At 65.6% G+C, this 16,292-nt stretch carries 17 protein-coding genes and 1 riboswitch; of the genes, 5 read left to right on the forward strand and 12 right to left on the reverse strand.

The window, feature by feature from the left end; genetic code table 11:
- Positions 1 to 111: 111 nt before the first annotated feature.
- The 5 genes from VNC39_RS14810 to VNC39_RS14830 all read right to left on the reverse strand — a co-directional run bounded on the left by VNC39_RS14810 (position 112) and on the right by VNC39_RS14830 (position 4,097).
- Positions 112 to 519, reverse strand: coding sequence for an ExbD/TolR family protein (locus tag VNC39_RS14810; protein ID WP_325400421.1), 408 nt, complete (start codon positions 517 to 519; stop codon positions 112 to 114).
- 4 nt (positions 520 to 523) lie between these two features.
- Complete coding sequence (locus tag VNC39_RS14815) at positions 524 to 1,183, reverse strand: MotA/TolQ/ExbB proton channel family protein (protein WP_325400422.1); 660 nt, start codon at positions 1,181 to 1,183, stop codon at positions 524 to 526.
- Between the two features lie 69 nt (positions 1,184 to 1,252).
- Positions 1,253 to 2,350 (reverse strand): NAD(P)/FAD-dependent oxidoreductase, encoded by a 1,098-nt coding sequence (locus VNC39_RS14820; RefSeq protein WP_325400423.1) that lies wholly within the window; start codon positions 2,348 to 2,350, stop codon positions 1,253 to 1,255.
- Positions 2,347 to 3,039: a methyltransferase domain-containing protein gene (locus tag VNC39_RS14825; RefSeq protein WP_325400424.1), complete on the reverse strand. Its 693-nt coding sequence runs from the start codon at positions 3,037 to 3,039 to the stop codon at positions 2,347 to 2,349. Before VNC39_RS14825 ends, VNC39_RS14820 begins: the two co-directional genes overlap by 4 nt.
- Complete coding sequence (locus VNC39_RS14830) at positions 3,039 to 4,097, reverse strand: type III polyketide synthase (RefSeq protein ID WP_325400425.1); 1,059 nt, start codon at positions 4,095 to 4,097, stop codon at positions 3,039 to 3,041. Before VNC39_RS14830 ends, VNC39_RS14825 begins: the two co-directional genes overlap by 1 nt.
- 297 nt (positions 4,098 to 4,394) lie before the next feature.
- On the opposite strand from VNC39_RS14830, the gene VNC39_RS14835 reads away from it, so the two are divergent.
- Positions 4,395 to 4,604 carry a hypothetical protein gene (locus VNC39_RS14835; protein ID WP_325400426.1) on the forward strand — a complete coding sequence of 70 codons (210 nt, stop codon included), beginning with the start codon at positions 4,395 to 4,397 and terminating at the stop codon, positions 4,602 to 4,604.
- A gap of 144 nt (positions 4,605 to 4,748) precedes the next feature.
- Here the strand turns inward: VNC39_RS14835 and speE are convergent, their stop codons facing one another.
- From speE to gcvT, 5 genes are all read right to left on the reverse strand, one after another.
- A complete protein-coding gene (gene speE / locus VNC39_RS14840; protein ID WP_325400427.1) occupies positions 4,749 to 5,609 on the reverse strand; it encodes a polyamine aminopropyltransferase in 861 nt (286 codons plus the stop codon).
- 166 nt (positions 5,610 to 5,775) lie between these two features.
- Positions 5,776 to 6,231 carry an adenosylmethionine decarboxylase gene (gene speD, locus VNC39_RS14845; RefSeq protein ID WP_325400428.1) on the reverse strand — a complete coding sequence of 152 codons (456 nt, stop codon included), beginning with the start codon at positions 6,229 to 6,231 and terminating at the stop codon, positions 5,776 to 5,778.
- A gap of 179 nt (positions 6,232 to 6,410) precedes the next feature.
- Complete coding sequence (gcvP, locus tag VNC39_RS14850) at positions 6,411 to 9,278, reverse strand: aminomethyl-transferring glycine dehydrogenase (protein ID WP_325400429.1); 2,868 nt, start codon at positions 9,276 to 9,278, stop codon at positions 6,411 to 6,413.
- Complete coding sequence (gene gcvH / locus VNC39_RS14855) at positions 9,278 to 9,655, reverse strand: glycine cleavage system protein GcvH (RefSeq protein WP_325400430.1); 378 nt, start codon at positions 9,653 to 9,655, stop codon at positions 9,278 to 9,280. The genes gcvP and gcvH overlap by 1 nt, the downstream gene beginning before the upstream one ends.
- Positions 9,656 to 9,667: 12 nt before the next feature.
- A complete protein-coding gene (gcvT, locus tag VNC39_RS14860; RefSeq protein WP_325400431.1) occupies positions 9,668 to 10,720 on the reverse strand; it encodes a glycine cleavage system aminomethyltransferase GcvT in 1,053 nt (350 codons plus the stop codon).
- Positions 10,721 to 10,861: 141 nt separating this feature from the next.
- Positions 10,862 to 10,953: riboswitch (glycine riboswitch) on the reverse strand.
- Between the two features lie 164 nt (positions 10,954 to 11,117).
- Between gcvT and VNC39_RS14865 the strand changes: the two genes are divergently transcribed.
- Together VNC39_RS14865 and VNC39_RS14870 are read left to right on the forward strand one after the other, a co-directional pair.
- Positions 11,118 to 12,044 (forward strand): J domain-containing protein, encoded by a 927-nt coding sequence (locus VNC39_RS14865; protein ID WP_325400432.1) that lies wholly within the window; start codon positions 11,118 to 11,120, stop codon positions 12,042 to 12,044.
- Entirely contained in the window at positions 12,041 to 12,358 is a 318-nt protein-coding gene (locus tag VNC39_RS14870; protein WP_325400433.1) for a hypothetical protein, read from the forward strand. The genes VNC39_RS14865 and VNC39_RS14870 overlap by 4 nt, the downstream gene beginning before the upstream one ends.
- Positions 12,359 to 12,508: 150 nt before the next feature.
- On the opposite strand, the gene VNC39_RS14875 is transcribed toward VNC39_RS14870, so the two are convergent.
- Positions 12,509 to 13,231, reverse strand: a complete 723-nt coding sequence (locus VNC39_RS14875; RefSeq protein WP_325400434.1) for a pyridoxine 5'-phosphate synthase — start codon at positions 13,229 to 13,231, stop codon at positions 12,509 to 12,511.
- A gap of 4 nt (positions 13,232 to 13,235) precedes the next feature.
- Positions 13,236 to 14,627, reverse strand: a complete 1,392-nt coding sequence (gene lpdA / locus VNC39_RS14880; protein ID WP_325400435.1) for a dihydrolipoyl dehydrogenase — start codon at positions 14,625 to 14,627, stop codon at positions 13,236 to 13,238.
- Positions 14,628 to 14,828: 201 nt separating this feature from the next.
- On the opposite strand from lpdA, the gene VNC39_RS14885 reads away from it, so the two are divergent.
- Together VNC39_RS14885 and VNC39_RS14890 are read left to right on the forward strand one after the other, a co-directional pair.
- Complete coding sequence (locus tag VNC39_RS14885; RefSeq protein WP_325400436.1) at positions 14,829 to 15,005, forward strand: DUF3309 family protein; 177 nt, start codon at positions 14,829 to 14,831, stop codon at positions 15,003 to 15,005.
- Between the two features lie 49 nt (positions 15,006 to 15,054).
- Positions 15,055 to 16,257 carry a pyridoxal phosphate-dependent aminotransferase gene (locus VNC39_RS14890; protein WP_325400437.1) on the forward strand — a complete coding sequence of 401 codons (1,203 nt, stop codon included), beginning with the start codon at positions 15,055 to 15,057 and terminating at the stop codon, positions 16,255 to 16,257.
- The last annotated feature ends 35 nt before the right edge of the window (positions 16,258 to 16,292 follow it).

The raw sequence follows: 16,292 nt of genomic DNA on the forward strand, positions 1-16,292 counted from the left end.
CGTTTAATTACAGCGATGTAGTATTGACTACCTTCCGTCCCCCAAAAAAACGCGGAGGGTCTCTCCGCGTTTTCCCGCAGGTGCCGGAGACGGAGGCCGGCGCCTAAGCGTTCAGTTCGCCGCCTGCGGCTGCGCGGCGATGCCGATGTCGGTCACGCCCGCCTTCCTGGCGGCATCGATCACGGTCATGAAGTGCTGAAATGGCGCCGCCTTGTCGGTGGCGATGGTCAGCTCGGTCTTATCCGGCGCGCCGTCGGCGGCCAGCATCGCGGTCAGCTGCGCCACATCCATCACCTGGTCCTTGACCTTGATGGTGCCGTCGGCCAGCACATTCACGGTGATCTTCGGATGCGGCAGATCCTGGGTCTGGCTGGAAACCGGCAGCTGCAGGTTCACGCCCTTGTCGGGGATCATCTGCAGCGTGACGATGATGAAGAACACCAGCAGGAACAGCATCACGTCGATCATCGGGATGATCTCGATGCGTGCTTTCTTATGCTCGAAATAACGCATTTTCATGGCCTCAGACGCGCGCCATGGCCGGGCTGCGCGGCGCCGCCGCGGCAGCCGGCGCATCGGTGCGGTTGACGATCAGCGTCTTCATGGAATCGAGCTGATGCATGACCAGCCGTACCTGGTTGGTCAGGGCGTTGTAGCCGGTGAGGCCGAGCATGGCGATGAAAATGCCGAACGCGGTGGCGACCAACGCATCAGCGACGCCGGAAGTGACATCGGCCGGGGCATGGCCGGGCTGGGCCAGCACGGAAAAGGCGTGGAACATGCCGATGATCGTGCCGAACAGGCCGAGCAGCGGCGCCAGGGTGACCACCGTGTCGAGGACCCATAGGCGGCGATCGATCGTGGGCGCGATCAGCATGATCGATTCGTCCAGGCGGCTGGCCATCGCCTCGCTGGAAACCGCGTGCAGATGGCGCTGCGCGGTGGCCAGCAGCGCGGCTTCCGGCAAGCTGCCGGCGCGTAAGTGCAGATCGGCGAGGTCCTTCTGCCCCAGCGTCTCGCGCTCGGCCGTGGCATGGATGATCGAGCTGCCACGCACAATCGCGCTGCGCAACGACCAGGAACGGTCGATCATCACCGCCAGGGCGATCAGCAGCAGCGCAGCGAGAATGTAGAGAACCCCGTCGGAGTAATCCGCGAGGTGAATAATATATGCGTATGACAAATTATGGTTCTCCGTCTTTCGCATGGGCCGATACAGCAAGTCCGCGACGCGAAGTGTGATAGATTCGTGTCAGTCGGCGTGTTGCAGCCTCGTTCGCGCGGCGAAGAAGCCGAGGCACGCGGGAACCGTTTCGACGACAGAAAAACTAAACGCCCCAAGAACCGGCAGGGAAAGCGCGCGATACAGCCACCCGGCGCGGCGGATCTGCGCGCCGACCTGCGCCCCTAGGCGGCGATGATAGAGCGCCGCGCCCTCCCCGGAGGCAATGCAGCGCGCCGCCAGCGCGGCGCTATGCAAGGCGATCGCCGTGCCGTCGCCGGTGAAGGAAGGGATCACCGCCGCCTGGTCGCCCAGCCGATAGCAGTTCGCAAGATCGTCCGGCGCGGGGCGGTGCACGAAACCGTAAGGCATGCGCGCGACGGACAGCGGAGCGGCACGCAATGGCACGGCGCCGCTGAGCCGCGCGGCCAGATGCGGGCAACTTTCCTGTACATGGCCAAGAACCTCCGGCCAGCCGCCCAGGCGCCGCAAGATATCGACCTCGATGACCAGGGAGAAATTCGCGCGCCCGCCCTCGACCGGCAACAGCCCGGCATACCCGCCGGGAAACAAAACGAGTTCCACATGCGCCGAAAGCGCGGCGTGTGCGGCTGGTGCTAAGCGAAAATGCGTCTTGAAACCGACCAGCGTGCCCGGCGGCGCCGGCCGCTCCAGCCCCCGCGTCTCATGCTTTCCGGTGGCCAGCAGCAAGGTCCCGGGGGCGAAATTTTCCGCCGCACTTTCCACGATGCCGGCATCGATGCGGCGGATGGCGCAGCCGCGCCTGATCTCCGCCCCCGTCTCGGCCGCCAGCGCCAGCACCGCCTCGTCCAGAACCAGGCGGGAAAGACCGACCGCGCGGAACGGCAAGGCCGCCCGCACCGCGCGCCGCCCCCGCAGCAGGCGGATATGGTCGATCACCTGGCCGCCCAGCGCCATGACGTCCACGCCCAGCCGCGCCAGAGCCGCCACGCCCTCGCCGCTCAGGAACTCGCCGCACACTTTGTCTTTCGCCGCCGCCTCGCGCTCCAGCAGCAGCACCTCGCGCCCGGCCCGGGCCAGCGCCAGGGCGGCCGCCGCCCCGGCCAGCCCGCCGCCCGCCACCAAAATCTCGGGGCGCGCCGTCATTTCAGGCGGCTCACCGCGTAGCGGAACAGCCAATGCCAATGGATCTCGGCGGCAAGTTTGGCCGCCGCCAGCAGCCGCTCCCAATCGCCGCGGGTGAAGGAGCGGGCGATGGAAACCTGCCCGTCAAGCCGCACGATCGGGTGCCAGCGCATCAGCCGGGCAAGCAGCGGGTATAAAAGATAGGCCGCCTTGTGGCGGTGCAGGTCGGCGATATGCCAGCCGCGTTGCGCCTGCGCTTCCATCCAGGCCATCAGGCGGAGAATGTCGGCGTCGGCCAGATGATGGGTGAATTGCGACGTGACGATGAAATCCGGCCGCTGCGGCAGCACCGCTTCAAACACGTCGCCGGTACGGTAATCGATATTCCGCCCCCCCGCCGCGCGCGCGGCTGCGGCGGCGCGCGGGTTCATGTCGATGCCGGACAATTCGGCCACGAAGCCGCGCCGCGCCGCCCAGGCGGCGATCGCCCGCAGCAGGTCGCCCTGCCCGTAAGCGACATCCAGCACCGTAAGCGGCGCCCCGCGCGGCCAGGATTTCGTGACCTTGTCGAGCCAGCGCAAGGTCGGACGGTGCGTGAACGTCACCCGGTTCACCATCGCCAGATCGGCCAGGCAGCGCCGATACACCGCCTCGTCCAGCCCCGGCTCATCCATCGCCTCGTCCAGCACGGCGCGGACGGAAAAATCCATCACACCCCCGTGAAGCGGAACGTCTCCGCGACCATGCCCGGACCGAACGCCATGGCCAGGCCGCGCTGCCCCGGCGCCGCGCTCTGCATCATGCCGGCCAACACGAACATCACCGTGGCCGACGACATGTTGCCATGCGCGGCGAGCACCGCGCGCGACGGCGCCAGCGCCGCCGCCGGCAGGTCCAGGCCTGCCTGCACCGCGTCGAGCACCGTGCGGCCGCCGCCATGCACGGCCCATAAATCGATGTCCCGCACCGTGTCTTCCCGCAGCACGGCATGCGGCGATTCGCGTAAAGCGTGAGAAATCGCCCCCGGCACCTTGCCGGAGAGATGCATAAGAAACCCCTGATCGCCAATATGCCAGGTGATATGGCCGCTGGTCTCGGGAATCGCCATGCTCGCGAAATCGCCCAGGCGCACCCCCTCCGGTTCCGCCGTCACCAAGGCCGCCGCCGCACCATCACCGAACAGCAGGAAGGAGAGCGCGGCTTCCAGATCCTTGGTCTCCTGCAAATGGAGCGTGCACAGCTCGACATTCACCACCAGCACCCGCGCCGCCGGGTCGGCCAGCACGATCGCCTGCGCCGCGCGCAGGGCCGGAACCGCTGCGCAACAGCCCATGAAGCCGACCAGCAGCCGCTGCAAATCCGGCCGCAGCCCGAGCCGTTGCGCCAAAACCTGGTCCAGGCCAGGGGCGATGAAGCCCGTGCAGGACGCGAGAACGAGATGCGTCACATCCCGAATTGGCCGGCCCAAAGCTTCGATGGCCTGCATAGCCAGTTCCGGCGCGTGCACGGCATAGACGCTCATGCGCGTCGCCGTCCCGGGGTAGGCGCCACGGCGGTAAAACCCTTCCCGCGCCTCATCGGCCTCGACCATGCCTTCTTTCGCCAGCACCGAGTAGCGATGCACAATGGCGGCACGGTCGGCCATGCGCTCGAACACGGCGCGCGGCCGCTCGTCCAGCCCCTGGGCCATGAAATCACGATAGGCGGCGTGGATGTCATGGGGCGGTACAGCCGTCCCGATGCGATTGATATATGCCTGCTTCATCATCGTGGTCTGCGCCCGCCGCCGCAACGGATCAAGACAGAGGCGCCGGCGTGACAGTCTGTCGTCAAATTTTCATCGTCCCGGGTCCGGACCGGAAGCGGCCCAATTCTTGACACAATAAGCGCCTAATCGCCGTGGTGTCGTTTACTCATCGTTACAGCCAACCCCGCCCCCGGCGGAACGGAGCCTCGCTTTTCATGCCGTCCCACCTCACCCGGAACGAACGCCGCGCCGATCCGCGCAAACATTACGAGGTCTTGCCGGCTTTGGCGTCCGAAACCGCCATCAGGGAGCTGTGAGATGAGTTTCTTCGACGCCGGGAAAAAACGCTTCAACTGGGTCCCGTCCCTGCCGCCGCAGACCTCGGTCCGCCCCGATCCGGGCTGCGTGCAATGCGGCAGCCAGCTGGAGCCGACGGGCTTCGGGCAGTTCAATTATCTCGGAACATGCTTCAGCTGCTCATGCCGGGTGTCCGAGGACGACGAGGATTTTGAGGAGCTGGAAGAATGATACAAAAGAAAGCACTACTTTTTGTGAACAAAAAGTAGCAAAAAAACTTTATTAACTTTGGGCCCGTGCTGGTTTCAGCGCTCCAGGCCCAGCATAAACAAAAATTTTTGCGGCGCTTTTTTCAAAAAGCGCCTGCTTTCTTCCTTAGGGCAAATGCCGAGCGATATAAGGCGGCAGCGCGAACGACGCGACATGCACTTCCGGCGACCAATATTGGCTCTTGCCTTCAATCCCCGCCGCCGCCGCGCGCCGCGCAATCTCCTCGGCCGGCAGGCGCGTCGCCGAATCTTCCTTGCCCGCCCAGCCCAGCGCCATATAGCCGCCGACATAAGTCGGAACCGCCGCCACATAGGCGCTAACGTAAGGAAAGAACTGCGCGCGGCGCCGTGACGTCTCGTGCAATTCGTCGGCCTGCATGAACGGCACGCCGCATTGATTCACGATGATGCCGCGGGCAGTGAGAATGCGCGCCGCATCGCGGTAGAATGCGTCGGTGAACAGCACCTCGCCGACGCCGATCGGGTCGGTTGAGTCGACGATGATCACGTCGAACGCGTTGTCCGGCGCCTGCGCCACGTAATCGATGCCGTCACCGACAATGACCGTCGCGCGCGGGTCGGTCCAGGCCGCGCCGCCGATGCCGGGCAGGAAGTTTTTGGCGAGATCGATGACCGCGCCGTCGATCTCCACCATCACCGCGCGCGCCACATTTTGATGCATCAAAACATGCTTGAGCACGCCGCCGTCGCCGGCGCCGATGATCAGCACGTTCTGCGCCGCGCCATGCGCCAGCAGCGGCACGTGGGTCAGCATCTCCTGATACACGAACTCGTCGCGCTCGGTGATCTGCACCACGCCGTCCAGCGTCATCACGCGGCCATGGCTGTCAGTGTCGAAAATGGCGATGTCCTGGAACGGGCTTTGCACCCGCGCCAGTTGCCGCGTGAAACGGAAACGCTGCCCCCAATCCGGGTACAGCGTCTCGTTCAACCAGGTATCGGTCATTGCTTTCCCCGTTCGTTGGAGCATGATGATTTTAGGTCAATCATTCTCCAGCCTTTTTCCTGCGAGCGATGGCATGGCTCAATCGAACCGCGCCGCAATTCGATTTCAAGCCATATCGCTCTAAGCTTTCGGGTGCGGCCGGCGCAATGCCCGGCCGCATGACATTTCAGGCGATCAGGCCGCGCTTCTGTTCGCTAACCTGGATGTGGCTGGCTCCGAAGGCTTCCTTCAGGAACGGAATCACCTTGTACGGGTCGCAGGAACCGCACATGAAAACATCGAGCGCCGCGAAATTGCGCTCCGGCCACGTGTGGATCGAAATATGGCTCTCCGCCAGCACCACCACGCCGCTAACGCCGCCATTCGGCGAGAAATGATGGAAATGGCTGTGCAGGATCGTCGCCCCCGCCTCCACCGCTCCGGCGCAGAGCGTCTCGTCGATCAGCCGCGGGTCGTCGAGATTGGACGCGCCCCACAGGTCGATGAGCAGATGCATGCCGGCGAACTTCATGCCATCGCGTTCCACGAAATAATCTTTAGCCGGCTCCACGGAGACCGTCGTGATCGTCTGGTTTTCGCTCGGAGTCTCCGAGACCATCCCCAGTCGGGCAAGTGCGTTCATTTTCGAACCCCCTCAACTAGTAGACAGCCTTTCGGGACACGACACCGCATCGTGCCCCCCTGGGCCAGAAGGGCCGGCTTATGAGGCCATCCCCCCCATATGGCAAGTGTTTTTTTTGTCCCCAATTGTGAAATTTACAGCACTGATTTTTCTAGGGGTTTTATGCCTTTTTTGTGCCATCATTCCGCTGCCTCGGCATAGGCTTCGAGCGGCGCGCACGAGCACATCAGATTGCGGTCGCCATACACATTGTCGACGCGTTTGACCGGCGGCCAGTATTTCGCCGCTGCCACGAACGGCAACGCGAAAGCCGCCTCGGCGCGGCTATAAGCATGGCTCCACTCACCCATCAGCTCGGCAGCGGTATGCGGCGCGTTCTTCAGCGGGTTGTCGCTCTGGCTCCAGCTCTGATCGGCGATTTTGCCGATCTCGCCGGCAATGCTGATCATCGCGTCGCAGAACCGATCGATCTCGGCACGGTCCTCGCTTTCGGTCGGTTCGATCATCAGCGTCCCCGCCACTGGCCACGACATGGTCGGCGCATGGAACCCATAATCGGCGAGGCGCTTGGCGATGTCCTCCACCTGCACGCCGGTGGTCGCGGCGAAACCGCGGCAGTCGATGATGCATTCATGCGCCACCCTTCCCTGCGCGCCGCGATACAGGATCGGGTAGTGGGGCCCGAGCCTTGCTGCCACGTAGTTGGCGTTGAGAATTGCCACCTTCGTCGCACGGGTGATGCCGTCCGGCCCCATCATGCGGATATAGGCGTAGGGGATCGGCAGGATCAGCGCCGAACCGAACGGCGCCGCCGCGACTGGGCCGAAGCCGGTGGCCGGCCCCGCCGCGACGCAGAGCGGATGATTCGGCAGATGCGGCAGCAGATGCGCCGCCACGCCGATCGGCCCCACGCCCGGCCCACCGCCGCCATGCGGAATGCAGAACGTCTTGTGCAGGTTGAGATGGCACACATCCGCGCCGATCGCGGCCGGCGAGGTCAACCCCACCTGCGCGTTCATGTTGGCGCCATCCATGTAAACCTGGCCGCCCACCTCATGCACAGCGCGGCAGATATCGCGGATTTCCGTTTCGAACACGCCATGGGTGCTGGGATAGGTGATCATCAGCGCGGCGATGTTGTGTCCGTGCGTGGCAATCTTATCGCGAAGATCCGCGAGTTCGACATTGCCCAGCTTGTCGCAGGCAACCACCACCACCTTGTAGCCCGCCATGGCGGCGGAGGCGGGATTCGTGCCATGCGCCGAAGACGGGATCAGGCAGATATTCCGGTCCCCTTCGCCACGCGCCTCATGATAGGCGCGGATCGCCAACAGGCCGGCATATTCGCCTTGCGCGCCGGAATTGGGCTGCAGCGACACGCCGGCAAAGCCGGTCACCGCCTGCAGGAATTCCGCCAGCCGGGCAATGAGCTTGCGGAAGCCCACGGTCTGGTCATCGGGCGCGAACGGATGGATGTCGGCGAATTCCGGCCAGGTGATCGCCGCCATCTCGGCGCTGGCGTTGAGCTTCATCGTGCAGGAGCCGAGCGGAATCATCGAGCGATTGAGCGCGATGTCCTTGTCCTCGAGCTTTTTCAAATAACGCAGCATCGCCGTCTCGGAATGATGCGTAGTGAACACGGAAGCGTCGCAGAACGCGCTCTGCCGCTGCAACGATTCCGGAATCGACTCACAAGCCGCAACGGGTTCGGCGCCTAACACGCCGAGCAGTTTGGCAAAATCCTCGCGCGTCACCGTCTCATCCAGGGCGATGCCGACCCCGCTCGCGTCGATGCGCCGGACATTGAACCCGGCTTCGGCGGCGCGGCGCACCAGCGCCTCGGCGCCATCCCCGGCATCGAGGGCGATGGTGTCGAAAAACGCGTCATGGCGGAGCCTGAACCCGGCGCGGACCGCCGCATCGCCGAGCAGCCGCGCCAGCAGATTGACGCGCCTGGCGATCCGCTTCAGCCCTTCCGGCCCATGCCACACGGCATAGAAACCGGCGATGACGGCGAGCAGTACCTGCGCCGTGCAGAGATTGGAGGTCGCTTTCTCGCGGCGGATATGCTGCTCGCGGGTCTGCAAAGCCAGGCGCATGGCCGGCCGCCCGGCTGCATCCACCGACACGCCGACCAGCCGCCCCGGCATCTGCCGCTTATACGCGTCCTTGGTGGCGAAATAGCCGGCATGCGGGCCGCCAAAACCCATCGGCACGCCGAAACGCTGCGCCGAGCCCACCACCATGTCCGCGCCCATCTCGCCGGGCGGGGTGAGCAGGGTCAGCGCCAGCAAATCGGCGCACACCACCGCGAATCCACCCGCCGCCTGCACAGCTTCGATCTCGGGCCGCAAATCGCGCACCGCGCCGGTGCTGCCGGGATAGTTCAGCACCAGCGCGAAGGCGCCGGCGGCCGCGATGGCGGCGACATCCCCCGGCGCCACGTCGACGATGCGCCACCCCATCGGCCAGGCGCGCGTCGCAATCACCGCTCTTGTCTGCGGGTGCACATCGCGCGCCACCGCGATGGTCGTCAAATTCTGCCGGTGCAGCCCATGCGCCATGGCCACCGCCTCGGCCGCCGCGGTTGCCTCATCCAGCAGCGACGCATTGGCGATCGCCATGCCGGTAAGATCGCAAATCGCCGTCTGGAAATTCAGGATCGCTTCCAGCCGCCCCTGCGCGATCTCCGCCTGATAGGGCGTATAGGCGGTGTACCAGCCGGGATTTTCCAGCACGTTGCGCAGGACCACCGGCGGGGTGATGGTGCCGTGATAGCCCATGCCGATCAGCGAATGTTTCACCACATTCTCGGCGGCAAAGCCGCGCAGCTCACGCAGCACCGCCGCCTCGTCGATCGCCGGCGGCAGCGCCAAAGCGGCATTGCTGCGGATCGTCTCCGGCACGGTCTGCGCGATCAGATCATCCAGGCTCACCGCGCCCACTTCCTGCAGCATCGCCGCGATCTCGGCCTCGCGCGGGCCGATATGGCGCGCGACGAACGCATCCGCGGCGTCCAGGCGGGTCAATTCATCCTGCCAATTCATCAGAGACCCGCCAGATATTCTTTGTACGCGCCCAAATCCATCAGCGTACTCACCGCGGCGGGGTCCGCCAGGCGCAGGCGGAAGAACCAGCCTTCCGCTTCTGCGGACTTGTTCACCAGCGCCGGATCGTCGGTCAGCGCGGCATTCTGCTCGGCGACCGTGCCGGTGAGCGGCGCATACACGTCGGACGCCGCCTTCACGCTTTCCACCACCGCGCAGGCCTCGCCCTTGGCGACGGAGCGCCCGGACTCCGGCAGTTCCACGAACACGATGTCACCCAGCGCCTCCTGGGCGTGATCGGTGATGCCGACGGTGACCAGGCCATCCGCCTCCAGGCGGACCCATTCATGGTCTTTGGTAAAATATGTCTGCGGCATGACGAGTCCCTTTCAGCGGACGTAACGGTGAGGAATGAAGGGCAACGGTGCGACCGTGCCGGGAAGTTTCTGGCCGCGCACGATGAGGGCGAGTTCGGTGCCCGGGGCGGCAAAATCGGATTGCACATAACCAAGAGCAACCGGCGCGTTCAGGCTGGGCGCGAAGCCGCCGGACGTGACCCGGCCGATCGGCCGGTCATCGGCGCCATGGATGTCCGCGCCGGCGCGGGCCGGGGCGCGGCCGCTGAGCTTGATGCCGACGAGCTTGCGCGCCGGGCCTTGCTCGAACATCGCGCGCACGGGGGCAGCGCCGAGAAAATCCCAATCGGTCCTGCGCCGCTTGGAGATCGCCCAGGCGAGATTGGCTTCGATCGGGTTGGTATCCGCGCCGATATCGTTGCCGTAAAGGCAGAGGCCGGCCTCCAGCCTCAGCGAATCCCGCGCGCCCAGCCCCGCCGGCACCGCCCCGCGGCGGAGCAAGATCTCCGCCAGCGCCTCGGCCTGTTCCGCCGCGCAGCCGAGCTCGAACCCGTCTTCGCCGGTATAGCCGGAGCGGGTCACGACGCAGCTCACGTCCTCGATGGTGACGGCGGCGGCGTCCATGAATTTCAGCGACGCCGCTTCCGCGAGCAGCGACGCCGCGTCCGGCCCCTGCAGCGCCAGCAGCGCACGCGCGAAATGCGGCGTCACCGTCACGCCATGGGCGCGCAGATGCGCAATATCGTCATGCTTGCGGCTGGCATTAAGCACGAGCTGGAAACGGTCGCCGAGATTGGCCACCATCAGATCGTCGACGATGCCGCCTGTTTCGTTCATCAGCAGCGAGTAACGCTGGCGCCCCGGCGCCAGCCCGCGAATATCGCCCGTCACCACCGCCTCGAGAGCAGCCGGGTCGGAAATCTCCGCCTGGCCCATATGCGAGACGTCGAACAACGCCGCTTTTGTCCGGCAGGCATTATGTTCGGCAATGATGCCCTGATATTGCAGCGGCATCTCATAGCCGGCAAACTCGACCATCCGCGCCCCAAGACGCCGATGCAGCCCATCCAACGGTGATTTCAGCACGTTTCCCCCATAGATCAGCGCCCGGCCAAGTGCCGTGCAAACTGACCCCCCTCTGTTTTGGGACCTGAGAGATTCGGGCGCGGCTAGCGCCCTTGACCCCGTCGGTGCGGCGGAGACCCGCCGGCTTTCCAGAGTATCCCGCTTACGGACGCAGCCCTTTTTGCCTGAGCGGTTCCGGGGGCCGGTTGCGCCTTCGGCGGCGGGCATGGCCCGCACTCTCCTGCGTCCGAATAAGGACACGTCATTGTGACGCAGGGAAGGCCATTTGGGAAGCCACTTTTCCGCCTTAAATGTCCTCCCGCCGGCAAAACGGGGGATGCCTTTTTAACGCACGCCATCTCGCCTATGTTAGCGCCACGCACCTGCTGCCGGGCTGCGTGCAGATTATGTGGGGCTCATGGCTGACGATCCATACAAGACGCTGGGTATCGACAAAACCGCCAGCGCCGAAGATATCCGCGCCGCTTACCGCAAGTTGGCAAAGAAGCATCATCCTGACCTCAACCCCGGCAACAAGGCGGCGGAGGAGGCTTTCAAAAAAGTCGCCGCCGCCAATGACTTGCTCTCCGACCCGGAAAAGCGCGCCCGGTACGACCGCGGCGAAATCGACGCCACCGGCGCCGAACGCGAGCCGCCGCGCACCTACCGCAACTATGCCGAGAGCGGCCGCGGCGAGCGCTACGCCCATGCCGGCGCCGGCGCAGGGTTCGGCGGCGGCGGCTTCGCCGATGAGGGGTTCGAGGACCTGTTCGCGAATATTTTCGAGCAACGCGCCCGCGGGCCGGCACGCGGGCAGGATGCGCGCTATGTGCTGCAGGCCGCGTTCCTCGACACGGTGAACGGCGCGACCAGCCGCCTCACCCTGCCCGACGGCCAGACGCTGGACGTGAAAATTCCGCCCGGCACCCAGGAGGGCGATGTGCTGCGCCTGCGCGGCCGCGGCGAGCCCGGCCGCCAGGGCGGCCCGGCCGGCGACGCGCTGATCGAGATCCATGTCACGCCGCACCGTTTCTACCGCCGCGAAGGCCAGGATATCTTCCTCGACCTGCCGGTCAGCCTGAGCGAGGCGGTGCTGGGCGCCAAGGTGAACGTGCCGACCCCGCGCGGGCCGGTGGCGATGACGCTGAAGCCCCACGCCGACAGCGGCACCGAGTTGCGGCTGCGCGGCCGCGGCGTGCCGGCCCACGGCAAGCTCCCGGCCGGCGACCTCTATGTGAAGCTGCGTGTTGTCATCGGCCCGACGGACGAAAAACTCGAAAGCTTTCTGCGCACATGGACACAACCGGGCTTCGACCCCCGTGCCGGGATGGAAGGAGCAGAATGATGGTCACGTTAGAGCGGCTGCGCCTGGAAATCCGCGGCCTCGACGAGGGCGAGCTGGAGCGCTGGATCGGCGCGTCCCTGGTCCGCGCCGAGGGCGCCGCCGGCGCGCGTCTGTTCGAGGAGATCGACGTCGCCCGCATCCGGCTGATTTTCGAGCTGCGCCACGAGCTGGAAATCGAAGAAGCGGCGCTGCCGGTGGTGCTGTCGCTCATGGACCAACTCTACGACTTGCGCCGCCGCGGCGCGCAACTCAATGCCGCGCTGGCGGACTTGCCGGCGGATGTGCGCCAGGCGATTCTGCGGCGGCTCGGGTAAAGAAGGAAGAAAGGAAGCGCTACTTTTTGTGAACAAAAAGTAGCAAAAAAACTTTATTTACGCTGGGCCTGAGGCTTCGTCAGCGACACAGCCTCAAGCCCGGCATAAAAGAAGTTTTTGCGCCGCTTTTTTCAAAAAGCGGCTGCTTCCTTACTTATTGCGTGCCGCGAGCATCAGCCGCCGCATCTCCCGCACCGAAGCCGGCAGACCGGTCAGCAGCGCCTCGCCGATCAGGTAATGGCCGATATTCAGCTCGCGCACCTGCGGCAGCGCGGCGATCGGGCCGACATTGGCGTAGGTCAGCCCGTGCCCGGCATGGCATTCCAGCCCGACTTCTTCCGTGAGCCGCGCGGCCGCCGCCAGATGCTCCAGCTCGCCCGGCTTGCCGTTGGCGTAGGCGCCGGTGTGCAGCTCGACCACCGCGGCCCCGATTTCGGCGCTCGCGCGCACCTGCGCCGGGTCCGGGTCGATGAACAGCGAGACGCGGATGCCCGCCGCGTTCAGCCGGGCGATGATGGGCGCGAGCGTGGCGCGGTGGCCCACCACGTCCAGCCCGCCTTCGGTGGTGACCTCGGCGCGCCGCTCCGGCACGATGCACACCGCATGCGGCTTCAGCCGGCAGGCGATCTCTGCCATCTCCTCCGTCGCGGCCATTTCCAGATTCACCGGGGCGCCGTTCCAGGCGCGGATGCGCTCGGCATCGTCGTCCCTTATATGCCGGCGGTCCTCGCGCAGATGGATGGTGATGCCGTCCGCCCCCGCCGCCACGGCGGCCTTGGCCACGGTCAGCGGGTCGGGATGCACGCCCCCGCGCGCGTTGCGCAGGGTCGCGACATGGTCGATGTTAACGCCGAGGCGGATCGCTTCACTCATGGCGTCAAATATGCAGCGCGCGCCCGTCCGCCGCCAGAGCGGCTTCCTTCACGGCTTCGCTCAAGGTGGGATGCGCATGGCAGATGCGGCCCACATCCTCGGCCGAGGCGCCGAATTCGATCGCCGTGGTCAGTTCGGCGATCAGCGTGCCGGCATCGGGGCCGAGAATATGCGCACCGAGCACCCGGTCGGTGCCCTTCTCGGCGAGGATTTTCACGAACCCGTCGGTGGCGCCCATCGCGCGGGCGCGGCCATTGGCGGTGAAGGGGAACTTGCCGACCACATACGCGACCCCGGCGGCCTTCAGCTCCTCCTCGGTCTTGCCGACCGCGGCCACTTCCGGCCACGTGTAAACCACGCTCGGGATCGCGTCGTAATTCACATGCCCCGCCTGCCCGGCCAGGCGCTCGGCCAGCGCCACGCCCTCATCCTCGGCCTTGTGCGCCAGCATCGGCCCGGCGATCACGTCGCCGATCGCGTACACGCCGGGCACGTTGGTGGCGAAATGCGCGTCTGTCTTCACCCGGCCGCGCTCGTCGGTTTCCACGCCGGCCGCCGCGAGGTTCAGCCCCTCGGTATAGGCGTAGCGGCCGATCGCCAGCAGCACGATGTCCGCCTTGATCTGCTCCACCGCGCCGCCTTTGGCGGGCTCGACGGTCAGGGTCACGCCCTGGTCGGAGCTCTTGGCGGCGGTGACCTTATGGCCGAGCTTGAACTTGAAGCCCTGCTTGGCCAGCACTTTCTGGAAGGCGGTGGAAATCTCGTTGTCCAGGCCCGGGGTGATGCGGTCGAGGAACTCGATCACCGTGACCTCGGCACCCAGGCGGCGCCAGACGCTGCCCAGCTCCAGCCCGATCACGCCGCCGCCGATGACGACCATGTGGCCCGGCACCTTGTCCAGCTCCAGCGCGCCGGTGGAGGTGACGATGCGCTTTTCGTCGATTTCCACGCCCTTCAGCGGCACGGAGTCGCTGCCTGTGGCGATGACAATGGATTTCGCGCTGTAGGCCTGGCCCGCGACCTCGACCGTGTTGGCGCCGGTGAAGGACGCGGCCCCCTTGATCCAGGTGATCTTGTTCTTCTTGAACAGGAATTCCACACCCTTGGTGTTGGCCCCGACGACCTCGCCCTTGCGCGCCTGCATCCGCGCCAGGTCCAGCTTGACCTCGCTGATGAGAATGCCGTGATCCTTCATCTCATGCGCCGCCTGCTCGAAATTTTCCGAGGATTGCAGCAGCGCCTTGGAGGGGATGCAGCCGATATTCAGGCAGGTGCCGCCCAGCGTGGCCCGCTTTTCGACGCAGGCGACCTTCATGCCCAACTGAGCCGCGCGAATGGCGCAAACATAGCCGCCCGGCCCCGAGCCGATCACGATCACGTCGAAATTTTCAGACATTGGTTTTCCCCGATTCGCTTCGCAGAGTTGTGAAACCCGCCGCGGTCATAACCCCGGCGCGGGCTATGAGGCAATTCAACCCAGCAATCACCTGGAAGCTGGTCAGCCGTGACGGCGATTTCATGACCCGGAACTTTCTCCGGCCGGCATGGTTCACAATCTCAACGAGGTGAAGGGACTGAAACCTTCAGGGAGAGACACATGACCCTGCTTCTGATCCTCCTGCTGCTGATTCTGATCTTTGGGGGTACCGGCGGATATTATGCGCACCGCTCCTATGGCGGCTATGGCTCCGGAGGCTTGCTCGGCTTCATCGTCATTATACTGATCGTGGTCTGGCTGTTCGGCGGTTTTGGCGTACCACCCTATCATTACTAATGACTGCCGCTTCCTTGCCTGAGTTGGGGCGGCATGGCTTAGTCCTTCCATGTCGCCCCTTTCCGCCCGCGTCGGCCGAACCCAGCTTGCCGCCACCTTCGCCATGGCCGCGCGCGCGCGCGCCTTGCGCGCCGAAGGTCATGACGTCATTTCCCTCTCCCTCGGCGAGCCGGATTTTCCGACGCCCGAGCATGTGATCCATGCCGCCTATGAGGCGGCGCGGCGCGGCGAGACCAAATACCCGCCGCTCGCCGGCACCGAGGCGCTGAAGGCGGCGATCGCGAAAAAATACCGGCGCGACCAGAAGCTCGACGTGCCGGTGCAGAACATCCTGGTCACCAACGGCGGCAAACAGGCGATTTTCAACGTCATCATGGCGCTGATCGATGAGGGCGACGAGGTGGTCATCCCCGCCCCCGCCTGGGCCGGCTACGAGCAGACCGTGCAATTCGCCGGCGGCCGCACAATATTCGCCCCCTGCCGGCAGGAAGAGAATTTCGTACTCCAGCCGGAGGTGCTGGAAGCGGCCATCACCCCCCGCACGCGCCTGCTGCTGCTGAACTATCCGAACAACCCGTCCGGCGCCGCTTGCGATGAAGCAGCCCTCGCCGCCCTCGCCGCAGTGCTGCGCCGCCACCCGGATGTCTGGGTGCTGTCGGACGATATTTACGAGCATCTGCTGTTCGACGGTTTCCGCTACGCGACTCTGGCTTCGGTGGCGCCGGACCTCGCCGAGCGCTGCGTGACCATGACCGGCGTGTCGAAAACCTATGCCATGACCGGCTGGCGCGTCGGCTTCTGCGCCGCCCCGGCGGCGCTGATCAAGGCGCTCACCGTGGTGCAGGCCACCGCCACCTCCGGCGTCTCCTCGGTGGGTCAGGCGGCGGCCCTGGCGGCGCTGGAAGGCCCCCAGGACTATCTGGCGGAACGCCGGGCCGCCTATCAGGCGCGGCGCGATCTGGTGCTGGCCTTGCTGCGCGAGGCGCCGGGCCTCTCCTGCCACCGGCCGGACGGCGCGTTCTACGTGTTTCCCGATATTTCCGGCTGCCTCGGCAAAACCACGCCGGGCGGGACGAAAATTCTCAGCGACGACGATTTCGTCATGGCCCTGCTGAACGAAGCGCATGTGGCGGTGGTGCAAGGCTCGGCCTTCGCCATGAGCCCGCATGTCCGCCTCTCCACGGCCACCAGCGAGGCGGTCCTGGCCCGCGCCTGCGAGCGAATCGCCGCGTTCTGCGCCGGCCTGCGTTGAGCCCCGCAGAACCGGCGCGGACATGGTTGACCACC

The sequence above is a fragment of the Acidocella sp. genome (assembly GCF_035535915.1).
In the GTDB taxonomy this organism is placed as follows: Bacteria; Pseudomonadota; Alphaproteobacteria; order Acetobacterales; family Acetobacteraceae; genus Acidocella.

Coding starts and splice junctions, on each gene's coding strand:
- VNC39_RS14810 (WP_325400421.1), bottom strand. CDS start 519: ATGAAAATGCGTTATTTCGAGCATAAGAAAGCACGCATCGAGATCATC.
- gcvP (WP_325400429.1), bottom strand. CDS start 9,278: ATGAATTGGCAGGATGAATTGACCCGCCTGGACGCCGCGGATGCGTTC.
- speD (WP_325400428.1), bottom strand. CDS start 6,231: ATGAACGCACTTGCCCGACTGGGGATGGTCTCGGAGACTCCGAGCGAA.
- gcvH (WP_325400430.1), bottom strand. CDS start 9,655: ATGCCGCAGACATATTTTACCAAAGACCATGAATGGGTCCGCCTGGAG.
- VNC39_RS14870 (WP_325400433.1), top strand. CDS start 12,041: ATGATGGTCACGTTAGAGCGGCTGCGCCTGGAAATCCGCGGCCTCGAC.
- VNC39_RS14835 (WP_325400426.1), top strand. CDS start 4,395: ATGAGTTTCTTCGACGCCGGGAAAAAACGCTTCAACTGGGTCCCGTCC.
- VNC39_RS14865 (WP_325400432.1), top strand. CDS start 11,118: ATGGCTGACGATCCATACAAGACGCTGGGTATCGACAAAACCGCCAGC.
- VNC39_RS14825 (WP_325400424.1), bottom strand. CDS start 3,039: ATGGATTTTTCCGTCCGCGCCGTGCTGGACGAGGCGATGGATGAGCCG.
- VNC39_RS14890 (WP_325400437.1), top strand. CDS start 15,055: ATGTCGCCCCTTTCCGCCCGCGTCGGCCGAACCCAGCTTGCCGCCACC.
- VNC39_RS14820 (WP_325400423.1), bottom strand. CDS start 2,350: ATGACGGCGCGCCCCGAGATTTTGGTGGCGGGCGGCGGGCTGGCCGGG.
- VNC39_RS14885 (WP_325400436.1), top strand. CDS start 14,829: ATGACCCTGCTTCTGATCCTCCTGCTGCTGATTCTGATCTTTGGGGGT.
- VNC39_RS14830 (WP_325400425.1), bottom strand. CDS start 4,097: ATGATGAAGCAGGCATATATCAATCGCATCGGGACGGCTGTACCGCCC.
- VNC39_RS14875 (WP_325400434.1), bottom strand. CDS start 13,231: ATGAGTGAAGCGATCCGCCTCGGCGTTAACATCGACCATGTCGCGACC.
- lpdA (WP_325400435.1), bottom strand. CDS start 14,627: ATGTCTGAAAATTTCGACGTGATCGTGATCGGCTCGGGGCCGGGCGGC.
- speE (WP_325400427.1), bottom strand. CDS start 5,609: ATGACCGATACCTGGTTGAACGAGACGCTGTACCCGGATTGGGGGCAG.